Below are 15338 nucleotides of genomic sequence, written 5' to 3' on the forward strand. Positions count from 1 at the left end.
GCCATCCGGGGCACGGATGACACCAACGCCTGTCCGCCGCAGTTGAGTCGAACGGGTACACCTCGCCGTACCGATCCACGGAAGCAACGAATCTCGGCAAGTCGGAGGAGGTGCTTCGGTGCGAGGGCGTGGTACGGGGCGGGGCCGGGCTTGAGGGATTCGTCGGCACACGCGAGCAGTGGGCTGGTTGAGGAGAGCGCATGACGCGATTGACTGGGACGACGAGGGAGATCCACGGCACCGTCGCCGACGGATTCGAAGCGGTGCGGGAGGAGTTCGCCGCGTTCGTGGCGCAGGAGGAGCCGGACTACGAGGGCCAGTTGTGCGCGTACGTGCACGGCCGGCGGGTCGTCGACCTGTGGGTGCCCGGCGACGGTGCGGGAGCCGACTCCCTCTACGGCGTCTACTCGTCGACCAAGGGCGCCGCCCACCTGGTGGTCGCCCTCCTCGTGCAGGAGGGCACCCTGGAGCTGGACCGCAAGGTCACCTACTACTGGCCGGAGTTCGGGTCCGAGGGCAAGGGCGCGCTGACCCTGCGCGAACTGCTCGCGCACCGGGCCGGGGTGATCGGCACGGACGGCGGGTTCTCGCCGCAGGAGCTGGCCGACGACCGGCAGATCGCCGAACGCCTGGCGGACCAGCGGCCGTTCTGGCGTCCGGGCACCGCCTTCGGCTACCACGGGCTGGTCATCGGGGCGCTCACCGGCGAGGTCGTGCGGCGGGCCACGGGCCGCACGCTCCAGGAGGTGTACGTGGAACGCGTGCGCGTGCCGTACGGGCTGGACCTCTTCCTGGGGCTGCCCGCGGTACACGAGCCGCGCTTCCGTACCGCGCGGCCGATGGCGCCGACCGCCGAGCAGCGGGCGCTGCTGGAGTCCGTGCCCGGCGGGCCCCACACGCTCGCCGCCGTCGCCTTCAACCGGCACGCGGCCGTGCCGACCGATCTGGAACTCCTGCCGAACGATCCGCTCATCAGGTCCAGGGGTCCTGCCTCGGTGGGCGGGGTGGCCTCGGCGCGAGGGCTGGCCGGACTGTACGCGGCGGCGATCAGCGAGGTGGACGGCAAGGCACCGCTGCTGAAGGAGGACACGGCGGCGGAGTTCGGTCAGCTGCACTCCGTGGGGTACGACGTGGTGGCACGGGCGCACCGGTCGTACGGGCTGGGATTCCAGGCGACCGCGGACGCCTGGCACCCGTTCCTGGGCGCCGGGGCGTTCGGGCACAGCGGGGCGGGCGGCTGCCAGGCGTTCGCGGACCCGCGCAGCGGGCTCGCCTACGGCTACACCCGACGCCGCTTCGCCTTCCCGGGCGGCTGCGCGCCGGAGAACGACCGGCTGGCGGGAGCGGTGCACCGCGCGGCGCTGACCACCGGCTGAGAGCCCCGGGGGGCGCCGCCTTCGGCACGCCGGCCGGTACGGCCCCGACGTCCGGCCGGCGAGCGGGGGGTGGCGGGGAAAGGGCGAGGGCCGGACCCGGGGTATCGGGTCCGGCCCTCGCCGGGTGCTGCCCTCACCGGGTGCGGCGCTCGGCGGGTGCGGCCCTCGCCGGTGGGGTGTCGCGACCGGTCAGAGCTTGACGATCATCTTTCCGGTGTTGTCGCCGCGCAGGACCCCGAGGAACGCCTCCAGGTTGTTCTCGATGCCCTCGACGACCGTCTCGCGGTACTTCAGCTCGCCGGAGCGGACCCAGGCGCCGACCTCCTGGACGAACTCCTGCTGGAGGTCGTAGTGGTCGCCGACGAGGAAGCCCTCGATGCGGCCGCGGGTCTGGATGAGGCGGGCGAGGTTCTTCGGGCCCGGTGCCGCCTCGGTGTTGTTGTAGACGGAGATCATGCCGCAGACCACGATGCGGCCCTTCTCGTTGAGCGAGCCGATGGCCGCCTCCAGGTGGTCGCCGCCGACGTTGTCGAAGTACACGTCGACCCCGTCGGGAGCGGCCTCGCGGAGCTGGGCGGCCACGGGGCCGTTCTTGTAGTTGAAGGCGGCGTCGAAGCCGTACTCCTCGACGAGCAGCTTGACCTTCTCGTCGGAGCCCGCCGAGCCGATGACCCGCGAAGCGCCCTTGAGGCGGGCGATCTGGCCGACCTGGCTGCCGACCGCGCCGGCCGCGCCCGACACGAAGACGGAGTCGCCCTCCTTGAAGGATCCGGTGCGCAGCAGGCCCGCGTAGGCGGTCAGACCCGTCATCCCGAGGACGCCGAGGTACGTGGACAGGGGCGCGGCCGCGGCGTCGACCTTGACGGCCTGCTTGGCGTCGACGGTGGCGTACTCGCGCCAGCCGCCGAAGTGCAGGACGTGGTCGCCCACGGCGATGCCCTCGGCGCCGGAGGCCACGACCTCGCCGACCGCGCCGCCCTGCATGGCCTTGCCCAGCTCGAAGGGGGCCACGTACGACTTGGCGGCGCTCATCCGGCCGCGCATGTAGGGGTCGACGGAGACGAAGGCGTTGCGCACCAGCACCTCGCCCGGGCCGGGCTGCCGGATCTCCGCCTCGGCCAGCTCGAAGTCCTCGGGCTTCGGCCAGCCGACGGGACGGCTGAGCAGACGCCATTCGCGGCTGGTGGTGGGGAGGGCCGAGTCGGTCATCGGGAGCTGCCTTTCGTACGCTGCAAATGCTTCACTACCTGAAACAACCATGCTCCTGAATATTTCAGGATGTCAAGTAACGGGGTACCCTGGATCCATGTCCACCTCACATCCGGCCCCGCTTCCCGACGCCCTGACCATGGAGGTCGTCGGCCTGATCGGCGAGGTCGTGGCCCGCTACTACGAGGACTACGAGGAAGCCGCCGCAGGTCACGCCCTCACCGGCGCGCAGGCCCGGCTGCTGAGCCTGCTGTCGCTGGAGCCGCTGCCGATGCGCAGGCTGGCGCAGAAACTGAAGTGCGAGCCGTCCAACGTGACCGGCATCGTCGACCGCCTGGAGTCCCGCGGCCTGGTCGAGCGGCGCCCGGACCCGGCCGACCGCAGGGTGAAGCTGGCGGCGGCGACGGACGAGGGCCGGCGCATCGCCAAGGGACTGCGCGAGTCGCTCCGCTTCGCACGCGAGCCACTGGCGGGCCTGGCGGAGGAAGAACGAACCGTCCTGCGGGGCCTCCTCCGACGCATGCTGCACCCAGCCCCGACCAACCCCTGACCCGGCGGCGCCGGCCGGTCGCGGCCCGGCACGCCGGGGTGTCCCGGGCCCCGGGCCCACAGGGCCCCGGACGACGGCCGAGCCGCCACCCCGGCTCAGGCCGCCCCTCCCGACGGCTGCGCCGGGCGGTGGCCCGGCGTGGGCGGTCGAGATCGACCTGAACAGACGGCCCCGCCGACGGTGGCCCGGCGCGGCGGGGAACGCCGGACCGCGGGCCCACAGGGCCCCGGCCCACGGCCGCGCCATGGCGCCGGGCGGGCCCGGGTCCGTCGGTCGCGCGGGGTGGTGGGGACGCGCGGGGCGGTCGGGGGTTCAGTGGGGGTGGGGGGCGGGAGGTGGTTCGGGGTGTTGGGGGGTGAACTCGTACTGCAATTCGTAGAGATGGCCCGCCTTCACCATCACGGTGACCTCGACGGGGCGGCCGGCGTCGCCGTGGACCACGCGCAGGGTGCGCAGGACCGGCATGCCGCTGGTGAGGCGCAGGGCCTGGTACTGGGCCTGGGTGGGGACCCGCGCGCAGACCCGGTCCGTGCTGCGGCGCGGCGGGTGACCCAGCGCGGTCAGCAGGGCGGAGGCGCCGCCCCTGATCCTGCGGCGCTCGCTCAGGGCCGTGCCCCGGGCGATGTCCAGCGGGTAGTAGGCCTCGACCAGTTCGGCGGGCTCCTCGTCGACGAGGAGGATCTGGGCGCGGAGCACGGCGGTGCCGTCCGGCGGGAGACCGAGGGCGGCACGGACGTCCGCGGGCGGTCGGCGCTCCGTGACGTCGAGCAGCCGGATCCGGGCGTCCGTGCCGTGCCTGGCCGCCTCGGCGAGCCAGGGGTAGGGCGAGCCGGGACCGCCCGCCACCATGGGCGCGGCGGGCCGCACGGTGCGCCGGCGGTGCTCGCGGACGGTGACGGCGGCGCCGGCCCTGCCGACCACCAGGCCTTCGTCCTTGAGGAGTTGCAGACCCTTCTGGACCGTGGCGCTCGACGCCCCGAAGCGTTCCTTGAGCTGCGCGGTGGTGGGCAGGTTGGCGCCGGGGGCGAGCTCTCCGCCCATGATCTCGTCACGCAGGTCGGCCGCGATCCGCTCGTGCAGGGAGCGTCGGTCGACGGCTTCCGGGTCTGCCTTCGGCACGGTCATCCGATCCTGATCTGGTAGCGCAGCCTCTGCCGCAGGGCGGGCATCACCATACGGTCGACCTGGATCGGCCGGTCCTCGTGGTCGAGCGTGACCCGCACCAACCGCAGGACCGGCTCCCCCGGGGCGGTCCGCAGCGCCAGCCGCTCCTCCTCGTCCGGCATCCCGGCCGTCACGTCCTCCCGTACGAGGACACCGACGTGACCGAGCTCGGCGAGCAGACCGACGGCCCCGCCGGGGATCTTGGCGGTCGCGGCGAGACGAGTGCCCCCGGCTATGGCGGCCGGGTAGTAGGTGTCGGTGAGCTCGCTGGGCTCCTCGTCGAGGAGGATGAGCCGCCGGCGTACGACGACCGGGTCGTCCTCGGCGACCCCGAGCAGTGCCGCCACGTCGGCGGGCGCGGGCACCTCACCGGCGTGCACGATGCGCTGCGTGCCGCGCCGCCCCAGCGCCGCGGCCTCGGCCGCCCAGGGGTCGCCCTGCCCGGCCCCCCGCGGCATCAGATACGGCAACGACGTGCTGACCCATCCGCTCGCAGCCACGACTCCTCCTGTACGGCCGACCGTACTTTCGACCCTGCCGCCCTACACGGTAGGCGACCCGGCCCATCGGCCAACCGCCACCCTCAGCCACCCTCAGCCACCCTCGCCCGTCTTGTTACCTTTCGCGAATAACAGTAAGGTTTCGCCGCAGGACGCCCCAGAACCACCGGAGGTGGCCCCCGTGCCCTTGTCACGGCAATGTCGTTTCCCCCGCTCGCGCGCCTCGGTACGGGCCGCGCGCGTCTTCGTCCGCCAGGTGCTGAGCGACTGGGGCTGCGTGGACCGGCTGGACGACATAGCGCTGTGCGTCTCCGAACTCGCCACGAACGCCCTGCTGCACGGGGTGCCTCCCGGCCGGCAGTACTGCGTGAGCCTCACCCTCGACGGCCCGCTCCTGCGGCTCGCCGTACGCGACACGGGCGACCGCTCCGTGGCCCCGGGTCCCCCGGTCCCCGACGCCTGTTCCGGCCGGGGTCTCCAGCTCGCCCGGCACGTCGCCGACGACTTCGGCATCACGGAACACGTCGTCGGCAAGACGGTCTGGACGGTCTTCAAGACGGACCCCCGGCCCGCGAGGCCCTGACGGCCGCGCCCCCGGCCCCGTGCTGCGGGGCCGGTGGCGCGGAGCCCGGGTCGGCCGGCCGCAAGCACCGGGCTTCCGGTCGGCGACACCTGCCGGTCAGGTCTTCTTCCTGGTCGTCATGAAGCGCTGGACCAGGATGAACGCGCACAGCAGCACACCGGTGGCGATCTTCGTCCACCAGGAGCTGAGCGTGCCCTCGAACTGGATGATGCTCTTGATCAGGCCCAGCACCAGCACACCGAACAGCGTCCCCAGCACATAGCCGGAGCCGCCCGTCAGCAGCGTGCCGCCGATGACCACCGCGGCGATCGCGTCGAGTTCCATGCCGGTCGCGTGCAGCGGGTCACCGGACTGGATGTACAGGGTGAACAACAGGCCGGCCAGCGCCGAACAGAAGCCGCTCACCGTGTACACCGCGATCTTCGTGCCGCCCTGCGGGAGACCCATCAGCATGGCCGACTGCTCGTTGCCGCCGATGGCGTACACCCGGCGCCCGAAGCGGGTGTAGTGCAGGACGTAGAACGCCACGGCGAGGACCCCCAGCGAGACGATCGCGCCGATCGACAGGAAGCCCATCCCCAGCGACACCTGTGCCTGCGCCATGCTGCTCACCGAGGAGTCGCCGATGGAGATCGACTCCTTGCTGATGACCAGGCACAGACCGCGGAAGAGGAAGAGTCCGGCGAGGGTCACGATGAACGGCTGGATCTCGAAGTTGTGGATCACGTAGCCCATCAGGAAGCCGCCGAAGGCCCCCACGGCCAGCGCCATGGGGATCACCACCACGATCGGCAGCCCCTGGCGCTCGACCAGCCAGGCCGTGAACATCGTCGTGAAGCCGATCATCGAACCGACGGACAGGTCGATCCCGCCGGACAGGATGACGAAGGTGACACCGACGGCGGCGACCAGCAGATAGCCGTTGTCGATGAACAGGTTCAGGAAGACCTGGGGTTCGGCGAACCCGTAGTTCTGGTACCGGCTCAGGCCCACGCCGTACATCACGAGGAAGAGCAGGGCCGTCACCGCGACCGGCAGCCTCCGGTCGCCGAGCAGCCGCGCGGCCGCGGACGGGGTACGGCTGGGGGAGGCCGTCGTGGGGCTCTGGGTGGTCGCGCTCATCACGACACCTCCATCTTGGCGGTGGACTCGGCCGTAGCGGCGGACCCGGCGGGGGCCGCGGCCTGTCCGGCGCGCCTGCGCGCGGCGAACCCGGCGGCGAACTTCGCGCCGAACACCTTGGCGCGGAACTTCGGGGACTGGAGCAGGCAGACGACGATGACGACGGCGGCCTTGAAGACCAGGTTGGTCTGGGTCGGCACGCCGATGGTGTAGATCGTCGTGGTCAGGGTCTGGATGACGAGGGCGCCGACCACCGTGCCGCCGACCGAGAACCGGCCGCCCAGCAGCGAGGTGCCGCCGATCACCACGGCGAGGATCGCGTCGAGTTCGATCCACAGACCGGCGTTGTTGCCGTCCGCGGCGGAGGTGTTGGAGCTGATCATCAGGCCGGCGATGCCCGCGCACAGCGCGCAGAACGCATACACCATGATCTTGATGCGCCGGGACCTGATGCCCACCAGACGGCTGGCCTCGGCGTTGCCGCCGACCGCCTCGACCAGCAGACCGAGAGCCGTACGGCGGGTCAGCACCACGGTGACGGCCACGACGGCGGCCACCACGAAGATGGAGAACGGCAGGGTCAGCCAGTAGCCGCCGCCGATCAGCTTGTAGGGCTCGCTGTTGATGGTGATGATCTGGCCGTCGGTGATCAGCTGGGCGACCCCGCGGCCGGCGACCATGATGATCAGCGTGGCGATGATCGGCTGGATGCCCATCCGGGCGACCAGGAAGCCGTTCCACAGGCCGCAGACGACGGCGGCCAGCAGGCCGAGGCCCATCGCCAGCAGCACTCCGGACAGGGCGCCCTGGTCCGCCTGGTCACTGATGTACGAGCAGGCCAGCGCCCCGGTGATGGCGACCACGGCGCCCACGGAGAGGTCGATGCCGCCGGTCGCGATGACCAGCGTCATACCGACCGCCACCAGGATCAGGGGCGAGCCGAACAGCACGATCGAGACGAGGCTGCCGTAGAGGTGGCCGTCGGCCATCTTGACCGAGAAGAAGTCGGGCGTGAAGGGAACGTTGACGAGCAGCAGCAGGACCAGGACCGCCACCGGCCAGAACAGGTGGTGGTGGGTCAGCGCTCGCCACCGGGAAGGGGTGGTCGACGAGGTGGTCACTGGTGCTCTCCGCTCGCGATGGTCTCCAGGATCCGGGTCGTGGTGATCTCGGGCCCGTTGGCGATCTGCGCCACCAGCCGGCGGTCGCGCAGCACTCCGATGGTGTGGCTGAGCCGGAGTACCTCCTCAAGCTCGGCCGCGATGTACAGCACGGACATGCCGTCCTCGGAGAGGGAGACGACGAGCTTCTGGATCTCCGCCTTGGCGCCGATGTCGATGCCGCGGGTCGGCTCGTCGAGGATCAGCAGCTTCGGCCGGGTGATCAGCCAGCGGGCCAGCAGCACCTTCTGCTGGTTGCCGCCGCTGAGCCGGCCCACCCGGGCCTCGGGGTCGGCGGGGCGGATGTCCAGCGCCTTGATGTACTTGGCGACGAGTTCGTCGCGCTGGGCGGCCGGGATCGGCCGGGTCCAGCCGCGGGAGGCCTGGAGGGCCAGAATGATGTTCTCCCGGACCGTCAGGTCGGGCACCAGGCCCTCGCTCTTGCGGTTCTCCGAGCAGAAGGCGACCCCGGCGTCGATCGCGTCGTTCGGGGCGCCCATCGACACCTGCTTGCCGCCGATGGCGACCTTGCCGGCGTCCGGCTGATCGGCGCCGAAGAGCAGCCGGGCCAGTTCCGTACGGCCCGAGCCGAGCAGGCCGGCGAGCCCGATCACCTCGCCCTTCCTGATCTCCAGGTCGAACGGCGCGATGCCACCGGTCCTGCCGAGGCCGTCCGCGCTGAGCAGGGTCTCGCCCGCGCCGGAGTGCAGCTGGTGCTCGTGGAGCTCGTCGAGCTGGCCCATGGCCTTGCCGAGCATGAGCTGGACGAGACCGACCTGGTCGAGGTCGCCCACCAGGTGCTCCCCCACGAGGGTGCCGTTGCGCAGGACGGTCATCCGGTCGCAGACCTCGTAGATCTGGTCCAGGAAGTGCGAGACGAAGAGGATCGCCACGCCCTCGTCCTTGAGCCGGCGCATGAGGGCGAAGAGCTGGAGGACCTCGTCGCGGTCGAGGCTGGAGGTCGGCTCGTCGAGGATCAGCACCTTGGCGCCGGTCCGCTCGCCCTCGCCGCCGGTGCCCAACGACCTGACGATCGCCACCAGTTGCTGCACGGCCAGCGGATACGAGGACAGCGGCGCGGTGACGTCGATGTCGAGCCCGAGGCGGTCCACCAGCTCCGCCGCCCGCCGGCGCAGCTCCTTCCACTGGATGCGGCCCGCACGGGTGGGCTCCCGCCCGATGAAGATGTTCTCCGCCACCGACAGGTTGGGGCAGAGGTTGACCTCCTGGTAGACGGTGCTGATGCCGGCCTGCTGGGCCTGCAACGGGCTGGCGATGCGCACGGGTTCGCCGTCCAGCGTGATCGTGCCGCCGTCGAGGGGGTGGACCCCCGTGAGCACCTTGATGAGCGTGGACTTGCCCGCGCCGTTCTCGCCCATCAGGGCGTGGATCTCGCCGGGGAAGAGCCGGAAGTCGACATCCGACAGAGCCCGTACCCCCGGAAACTCCTTGACTATGCCCGTCATTTCCAGGACGGGCCGTGGCTCTGCCATGGCAGCGCTCCTCGTGAGATTCGTTCAGGCCCGCAGGGAGCCCCGGCGCCGACGGCTCGGCCGGCCGAGGGCTCCCTGCCGGTGGGTGCGGTCGGTCAGTACTTGCGGCTCGGGAGCGCGGCCGCGGCCTGGTCCTGCATGAAGTCGCCCTCCTTGGTCTTGATCCAGCGCTCGACCGACTCGCCGTTCTTGACCTTCTTCACGACGTCCATCAGCTGGGGGCCGAGCAGCGGGTTGCACTCGACGATGGCGTTGATCTTGCCCTCGGACATGGCGACGAAGCCGTCCTTCACGCCGTCGATCGAGACGATCAGGATGTCCTTGCCGGGCTTCTTGCCGGCCGCCTCGATGGACTGGATGGCGCCGATGGCCATGTCGTCGTTGTGGGCGAAGAGGACGTTGATGTCCGGGTTGGACTGGAGGAAGGCGGCCATGACCTGCTTGCCGCCGGCGCGGGTGAAGTCACCGGTCTGGCTGACGACGACCTTCCAGTCGCTCGCGTGGTCGGCGTCCATGACCTCCTTGAAGCCCTTCGCGCGCTCGATCGCCGGGGCGGCACCGGTGGTGCCCTCCAACTGGGCGATCTTCACCGGGCCCTTGAGGCCGGCCTTCGCGATGACCTTCTCGAGGATCTTGGCGGCGCGGCGGCCCTCGTCGGTGAAGTCGGAGCCGACCAGCGTGACGTACAGGGAGTCGTCGGAGGTCTCGACGGAGCGGTCGGTGAGGACCACCGGGATCTTCTTGGCCTTGGCCTCCTTCAGCACCGCGTCCCAGCCCGTGACGACCACCGGCGAGAAGGCGATGACGTCCACGCCCTGGGTGATGTAGCTGCGGATCGCCGAGATCTGGTTCTCCTGCTTCTGCTGCGCGTCGGAGAACTTGAGGTTGTAGCCCGCCGCCTTGGCCGCGTCCTTGACCGAGGTGGTGTTGGCGCTGCGCCAGCCGCTCTCCGAGCCGACCTGGGAGAAGCCGAGGGTGATCGCCTTGCCGCCGTCCCCGGAGGAGCCGCCGCCGGTGCTGTCGTCCTCCTTGGCACAGGCCGCCAGGCCGCCCGCCGCCGCCACGCCGACCGCCGCGGTGAGGAAGTTTCTTCTGCTGAGCATGTTCTTCTCCTTTGAAGAGCCGGCCCGGGGACGGACCTGCTGGTACTCGGGGGACCGGCCGCACTGCGTCCAGCCTGTCGATCACTGTTCGGAATTTCGGTCATACGCCGGTCAGGGCGTCCGACCGGTCCGTCAGAGGGGCACGCCCTCCGGCTGAGCGGCGTGGGGGAAGGTGCTTGCGCGGACGACGAGTTGGGGCTCGATGGCGGTCCGGGACGAGGCGGTGGGCGGGCGGCCCTCGATCTGCTCCAGGAGCAGGGCGATGCCCCGCTTGCCCACCGCCGAGAAGTCCTGCCGCACGGTGGTGAGGGGAGGCGCGAAGAACTCCGCCTCCGGGATGTCGTCGAAGCCGACCACCGCGACGTCCTGCGGGGTGCGGACCCCCGCCTCCCGCAGGGCCCGCAACACCCCCAGCGCCATCTGGTCGTTGGCGACGAAGACCGCGGTCAGCCCCCGGCCCACCCAGCCGGCCAGTTCCTGGCCCGCGCGGTAGCCCGACAGCGGACTCCAGTCCCCCCGCAGCAGCAGGGGCGGTTCGATGCCCGCCGCCTCCAGGGCCGCCCGCCAGCCGGCGGTCCGGTCGACCGCCTCCTGCCAGTCCTCGGGCCCTGCGAGGTGCCAGACGTTGCGGTGGCCGGCGGCCAGCAGATGACCGGTCGCCAGCCGTGCTCCGAGGTGCTGGTCCACACCGACACCGGGAGTGTCCATGGTGGATCCGCCGCCCACGACCACCACCGGGAAGGGATGGCGCAGTTCGGCCAGGGCGTCCACCGCCGACCGCTGCGGGGCGATGGCGACGACCCCCTCCACCCCGCCGTCACTGAGGTGGTCCAGCGCCTGCGAGAGCTTCTCCATGGTCAGTTCGCGCAGACTGACCGTCGAGACCAGGTACCCCTCGGCGCGGGCGGCCTCCTCCAGCGCGAACAACGTGCTGGCCGGTCCGTAGAGGGTCGTGTCGGAGGCGACCACGCCCAGCGTCCGGGTGCGCCGGGTCGCCAGGGCCCGTGCGGAGGAGTTGCGGCGGTAGCCCATCTCCTCGATGGCGCGCAGGACCCTGTCCCGGGTCGCGTCGCGCACGTTGGGGTGGTCGCCCAGCACCCGGGAGACCGTCTGGTGCGAGACGCCGGCCTGGCGGGCCACGTCGGCCATGGTGGGCGGTCGGAGCTGAATGTGTGTCACGGCCGCACCTCCTTGGCGCTCGGCTGCCGGTAAGTCGTCGGACGCGGGCGGGCGGTCCCGCTCCGCCGGCTTCACCCCGAAGTCCCGGGGGCGCCGAACTCACGGACCCAAGGCCCCAGTTGGGACGCAACGGACACGACTCTCGTACCTCCCCCGTTTCGGAGCGGTCACCGACCGGTGAACGCGGAGGTCATTGTGAGCGCTAACAATTCACGGCGGTCAAGAGGGCTGCACGGGAAGGTCGTCACGGTTCCATAACGCGATTTCCCCCGACGGCACATCGTCCCTGGTCAGGGCCCTGACAAGGGTGCGGGGCAGGAACCCGGCCGCGACGGCCCCACGGAGGCCCGCGCGGCCCGGATCCGGCGAACTCGCGTCCACGGCGCCGGACATGCGCGATCGACGGACGTTCGACACACCGCCCTGGACGGACGTCCAGCCGGGCCGGCGCCCACTCGCCGGCGCATCCGGCCGGCCGCCCGCGTCTGCGCTACGAGCACCACCACAGGAAGCGCGTGCAGGTCTGGGACGGCGAAGGGGCGGGGGCCGTCGCGGACGGCGAGGGGTCGGCGGTCGGGGTGGAGCCCGCGCCGGAGCCCGGATCCTCGGGGGACGTGGTCGCGGAGGCCTCCCCGGAGGAACCCGGCAGGGGGGCCGACTGGGCCTCCTTGTCCGGACCCGGCGAGGCCGACGCGCCCGTCGGGGACGCCGAGACCGACGCGGAGGCGGAGACGCTCGCCGAGGGGGAGGCGGTGCCGTCGGCCGGGTCCGTCCGGCCGCCCGGAGCCCGCTCGGACGCGCTGGGCTCCGTGGCCGAACCGTCGGCCTCGGCCGACTCGCCCCCGGCCGCCGACTGGTTGCCGGGAGACGTGAACCCCGGTGCGTCCACGCCGAGTTCGGCCAGACTCAGACCGGCCGCGGCCAGCGCGAAGCCGACGCCGATCAGCACCACGCGCTTACGGCGCCGGCGATGCGCCGAGGCCTTGCGGTCGCGGCGGCTCGCGTCGGGCGCGGCGGCCGCGCCCTTGGGGCCGCGCCGGCCGCCCCGGCCCGGCTCCCGGCGCCGCGCGGCACGACCGCCCCGCGCCTCGCCGGCGTCGGCCCCGTCGCCCTCGGGATCACCGTCACCGTCGGGGTCGGCGGATCCGCCGTCGCCATCGCGGTCACCGCGACCGCCGCGGTCGTCCCGACCTCCCTGATCATCACGGTCACCCTGGCCGCCGTAGGCGCCATGGTCGCCGTGACCACCGGTGTCGCCGTGCGCACCGGTACCGCCGTGGACGTCCTGGGCCGTGGGGAGATCCGGTGGGTAGGACTGCGGCGCGTGGGGCTGCGGCGGGCCGGGTTCGGGCTCGTACGCGGCGGGCGGATACGCGCCTGGCTGCGGGGCCGGTGCGCCGCACCCCGGGCAGGCGAGGGCGCCGTTGAGGTGCCTTCGGCACGGGAGGCAGTAGTCCATGACGCGGGAAGACTAGGTTCCCGGACGGTCACATACCGGGGCGCGCCTGTGAAAGTTGTGTGGGAAACCGGCCATACCGGCGCGGTAACTTGAGTGAGCTGGCACACATCGCGCGACCCGAAGTTTCGAAAGAAGCACCGAAACCGTCGAAACCGTTACCTGCAAGACCCATTGACACTCGGCTCGCACGGTCCTTACTGTCTGCCCAGCATTTCGAACATGTGACGAAATCTCGAACAGCCGAAGGGTAACTTCCGTGCGCATCACCGGAATCAGCACGCACGTGGTCGGGACGCCGTGGCGCAACCTGACCTACGTCCTGGTGCACACCGACGAGGGCATCACGGGTGTCGGAGAGACCCGCATGCTGGGTCACACCGACGCGCTGATCGGCTATCTGAAGGAGGCGGAGGCCAACCACATTCTCGGCTCCGACCCGTTCGCTGTCGAGGATCTGGTCAAGCGGATGAAGTACGGCGACTACGGGCGGGCCGGCGAGATCGTGATGTCGGGCATCGCCGTCGTCGAGATGGCCTGCTGGGACATCAAGGGCAAGGCCCTCGGCGTGCCCGTCTGGCAGCTCCTCGGCGGCAAGGTCACCGACAAGGTCAAGGCCTACGCCAACGGCTGGTACACCACCGAGCGCACCCCGGAGGCGTACCACAAGGCCGCCCAGGGCGTCATGGAGCGCGGCTACAAGGCGCTCAAGATCGACCCCTTCGGCACCGGGCACTTCGAGCTGGACCACCAGCAGACCCTCTACGCCGTCTCCCTCATCGAGGCGGTGCGCGACGCCATCGGGCCGGACGCCGAACTGATGCTGGAGATGCACGGCCGCTTCTCCCCCGCCACCGCCGTGCGACTGGCCAACGAGCTCGCGCCCTTCAAGCCCGCCTGGCTCGAGGAGCCCTGCCCGCCGGAGAACCTGAAGGCGCTGGAGAAGGTCGCCGCCAAGGTGGACATCCCGGTCGCCACGGGTGAGCGCATCCACGACCGCATCGAGTTCCGCGAGCTCTTCGAGAGCCAGGCCGTGGACATCATCCAGCCGGACGTCGGTCACATCGGCGGCATCTGGGAGACGCGCAAGCTGGCCGCGACCGCCGAGACGCACTACGTGCTCGTCGCCCCGCACAACGTCGGCGGCCCGGTCCTCACCGCGGCCTCGCTCCAGGTAGGGTTCACCTCCCCGAACTTCAAGATCCTCGAGCACTTCAACGACTTCGCCGACGCGGAGATCAAGAAGGTCGTCAAGGGCGCGCCCGAGGTGATCGACGGCTACTTCCACCTCTCCGACAAGCCCGGTCTGGGTGTCGAGCTCGATGTCGACGCCGCGGCCGAGTTCCCGCAGCAGCAGGCGCGCTTCGACCTGTGGGCCGAGGGCTGGGAGCAGCGCAAGCCGAAGGGCAGCACCAAGTGAGCACAGCCGTCGTCGTCGAGGCGCCCGGGGAGCACCGGCTCGTCGCGCACGAGCCGCGGCGCCCGGAGCCCGGCGAGGCGCTGGTACGCGTCCACGCCACCGGCATCTGCGGCAGCGACCGCGAGGTGTACCAGGGCAACCGGCCCGAGGGGTACGTCCGTTACCCGCTGACCCCGGGCCACGAGTGGTCCGGGACGGTCGAGGCGGTCGGCGCCGGGGTCCCCTCGTCGCTCGTCGGCCGCAAGGTCGTCGGGGAGGGGTTCCGCAACTGCCAGGTCTGCGACCGCTGCCACGCGGGCGAGACGACCCTGTGCACGGACGGGTACGAGGAGACCGGCTTCACCCAGCCGGGGGCCATGGCGTCCACCCTCACCCTGCCGGCCCGGCTGCTGCACGTCCTGGCGGACGACGCCGACCTCACGGCGGCGGCCCTGCTCGAACCCGCCGCCTGCATCGCGGCCGCCGCGATCAAGGGGCGGGCGCTGCCCGGCGAGAAGGTGGCCGTCGTCGGCACCGGCACGCTGGGGATGTTCGCCGTCCAGTTCCTCAAGGCGGGTTCCCCGGCCGAACTGCTGGTCGTCGGGACGCGCCGGGACCGGGAGGGCCTCTCCCGGCAGTTCGGCGCCTCGGACTTCCGGACCCGGGACGAGGAACTGCCGGACGACTTCGACGTCGTCATCGAGACCGCGGGATCGGCGTCCGCCGCGCGTACCGCGGCGTCGCTGCTCAGGCGCGGCGGACGGCTGGTGCTGACGGGGATCCCGGCGGCCGGCGCCGACGGGCTCGACCCGACGGACCTGGTCGTACGGCAGCTGGAGGTGCACACCGTCTTCGGCGCTCCCCCGGACGCCTGGTCGCACACCGTCCGGGTGTTCGGCGCCGGACTGCTGGACCCGCTGCCGCTGGTCACGCACGAGCTGCCGCTCGCCGAGTTCTCCGAGGCGATCGAGCTGGTGGGGTCCGGCGACCCGAAGGTGGGCAAGGTGCTGCTCAAGCCGTAGGTCCCGACAAGCCGTACGCCGG

The 15338-nt window shown here is 71.6% G+C and carries 14 protein-coding genes; 5 read left to right on the top strand and 9 right to left on the bottom strand.

Annotation, left to right across the window (positions count from 1 at the left end):
* Nucleotides 1-200 precede the first annotated feature (200 nt).
* Nucleotides 201-1376 (top strand): serine hydrolase domain-containing protein, encoded by a 1176-nt coding sequence (locus Saso_RS01990; RefSeq protein ID WP_189917356.1) that lies wholly within the window; start codon nucleotides 201-203, stop codon nucleotides 1374-1376.
* 189 nt (nucleotides 1377-1565) lie between these two features.
* Here Saso_RS01990 and Saso_RS01995 read toward each other — a convergent pair whose 3' ends face one another.
* Nucleotides 1566-2585: an NADP-dependent oxidoreductase gene (locus Saso_RS01995; protein WP_189917358.1), complete on the bottom strand. Its 1020-nt coding sequence runs from the start codon at nucleotides 2583-2585 to the stop codon at nucleotides 1566-1568.
* Nucleotides 2586-2682: 97 nt separating this feature from the next.
* Between Saso_RS01995 and Saso_RS02000 the strand changes: the two genes are divergently transcribed.
* The gene (locus Saso_RS02000) at nucleotides 2683-3135 is read left to right on the top strand and encodes a MarR family winged helix-turn-helix transcriptional regulator (RefSeq protein WP_189917360.1); all 453 of its coding nucleotides are present in this window, start codon (nucleotides 2683-2685) and stop codon (nucleotides 3133-3135) included.
* 312 nt (nucleotides 3136-3447) lie between these two features.
* On the opposite strand, the gene Saso_RS02005 is transcribed toward Saso_RS02000, so the two are convergent.
* The gene (locus Saso_RS02005; protein WP_189917362.1) at nucleotides 3448-4260 is read right to left on the bottom strand and encodes a GntR family transcriptional regulator; all 813 of its coding nucleotides are present in this window, start codon (nucleotides 4258-4260) and stop codon (nucleotides 3448-3450) included.
* Nucleotides 4257-4799 (bottom strand): GntR family transcriptional regulator, encoded by a 543-nt coding sequence (locus Saso_RS02010; RefSeq protein WP_189917364.1) that lies wholly within the window; start codon nucleotides 4797-4799, stop codon nucleotides 4257-4259. The genes Saso_RS02005 and Saso_RS02010 overlap by 4 nt, the downstream gene beginning before the upstream one ends.
* Before the next feature lie 181 nt (nucleotides 4800-4980).
* On the opposite strand from Saso_RS02010, the gene Saso_RS02015 reads away from it, so the two are divergent.
* Nucleotides 4981-5382: an ATP-binding protein gene (locus Saso_RS02015; RefSeq protein ID WP_189917366.1), complete on the top strand. Its 402-nt coding sequence runs from the start codon at nucleotides 4981-4983 to the stop codon at nucleotides 5380-5382.
* A 96-nt stretch (nucleotides 5383-5478) separates the two neighbouring features.
* On the opposite strand, the gene yjfF is transcribed toward Saso_RS02015, so the two are convergent.
* From yjfF to Saso_RS02045, 6 genes are all read right to left on the bottom strand, one after another.
* Nucleotides 5479-6504, bottom strand: a complete 1026-nt coding sequence (gene yjfF, locus Saso_RS02020) for a galactofuranose ABC transporter, permease protein YjfF (RefSeq protein WP_189917368.1) — start codon at nucleotides 6502-6504, stop codon at nucleotides 5479-5481.
* Nucleotides 6504-7625, bottom strand: coding sequence for an ABC transporter permease (locus Saso_RS02025; protein ID WP_189917370.1), 1122 nt, complete (start codon nucleotides 7623-7625; stop codon nucleotides 6504-6506). Before Saso_RS02025 ends, yjfF begins: the two co-directional genes overlap by 1 nt.
* On the bottom strand, nucleotides 7622-9157 hold the full coding sequence (locus Saso_RS02030) for a sugar ABC transporter ATP-binding protein (protein ID WP_189917372.1): 1536 nt from the start codon (nucleotides 9155-9157) through the stop codon (nucleotides 7622-7624). Before Saso_RS02030 ends, Saso_RS02025 begins: the two co-directional genes overlap by 4 nt.
* 95 nt (nucleotides 9158-9252) lie before the next feature.
* Nucleotides 9253-10260, bottom strand: a complete 1008-nt coding sequence (locus tag Saso_RS02035; protein WP_189917374.1) for an ABC transporter substrate-binding protein — start codon at nucleotides 10258-10260, stop codon at nucleotides 9253-9255.
* 132 nt (nucleotides 10261-10392) lie between these two features.
* Nucleotides 10393-11439: a LacI family DNA-binding transcriptional regulator gene (locus Saso_RS02040; protein ID WP_189917376.1), complete on the bottom strand. Its 1047-nt coding sequence runs from the start codon at nucleotides 11437-11439 to the stop codon at nucleotides 10393-10395.
* A 490-nt stretch (nucleotides 11440-11929) separates the two neighbouring features.
* Nucleotides 11930-12898 carry an SCO2400 family protein gene (locus tag Saso_RS02045; RefSeq protein ID WP_189917378.1) on the bottom strand — a complete coding sequence of 323 codons (969 nt, stop codon included), beginning with the start codon at nucleotides 12896-12898 and terminating at the stop codon, nucleotides 11930-11932.
* Between the two features lie 256 nt (nucleotides 12899-13154).
* On the opposite strand from Saso_RS02045, the gene Saso_RS02050 reads away from it, so the two are divergent.
* Together Saso_RS02050 and Saso_RS02055 are read left to right on the top strand one after the other, a co-directional pair.
* On the top strand, nucleotides 13155-14315 hold the full coding sequence (locus tag Saso_RS02050; RefSeq protein ID WP_189917381.1) for a mandelate racemase/muconate lactonizing enzyme family protein: 1161 nt from the start codon (nucleotides 13155-13157) through the stop codon (nucleotides 14313-14315).
* The gene (locus Saso_RS02055) at nucleotides 14312-15316 is read left to right on the top strand and encodes a zinc-dependent alcohol dehydrogenase (RefSeq protein WP_189917383.1); all 1005 of its coding nucleotides are present in this window, start codon (nucleotides 14312-14314) and stop codon (nucleotides 15314-15316) included. Before Saso_RS02050 ends, Saso_RS02055 begins: the two co-directional genes overlap by 4 nt.
* The last annotated feature ends 22 nt before the right edge of the window (nucleotides 15317-15338 follow it).

The sequence above is a fragment of the Streptomyces asoensis genome, assembly GCF_016860545.1.
In the GTDB taxonomy this organism is placed as follows: domain Bacteria; phylum Actinomycetota; class Actinomycetes; order Streptomycetales; family Streptomycetaceae; genus Streptomyces; species Streptomyces asoensis.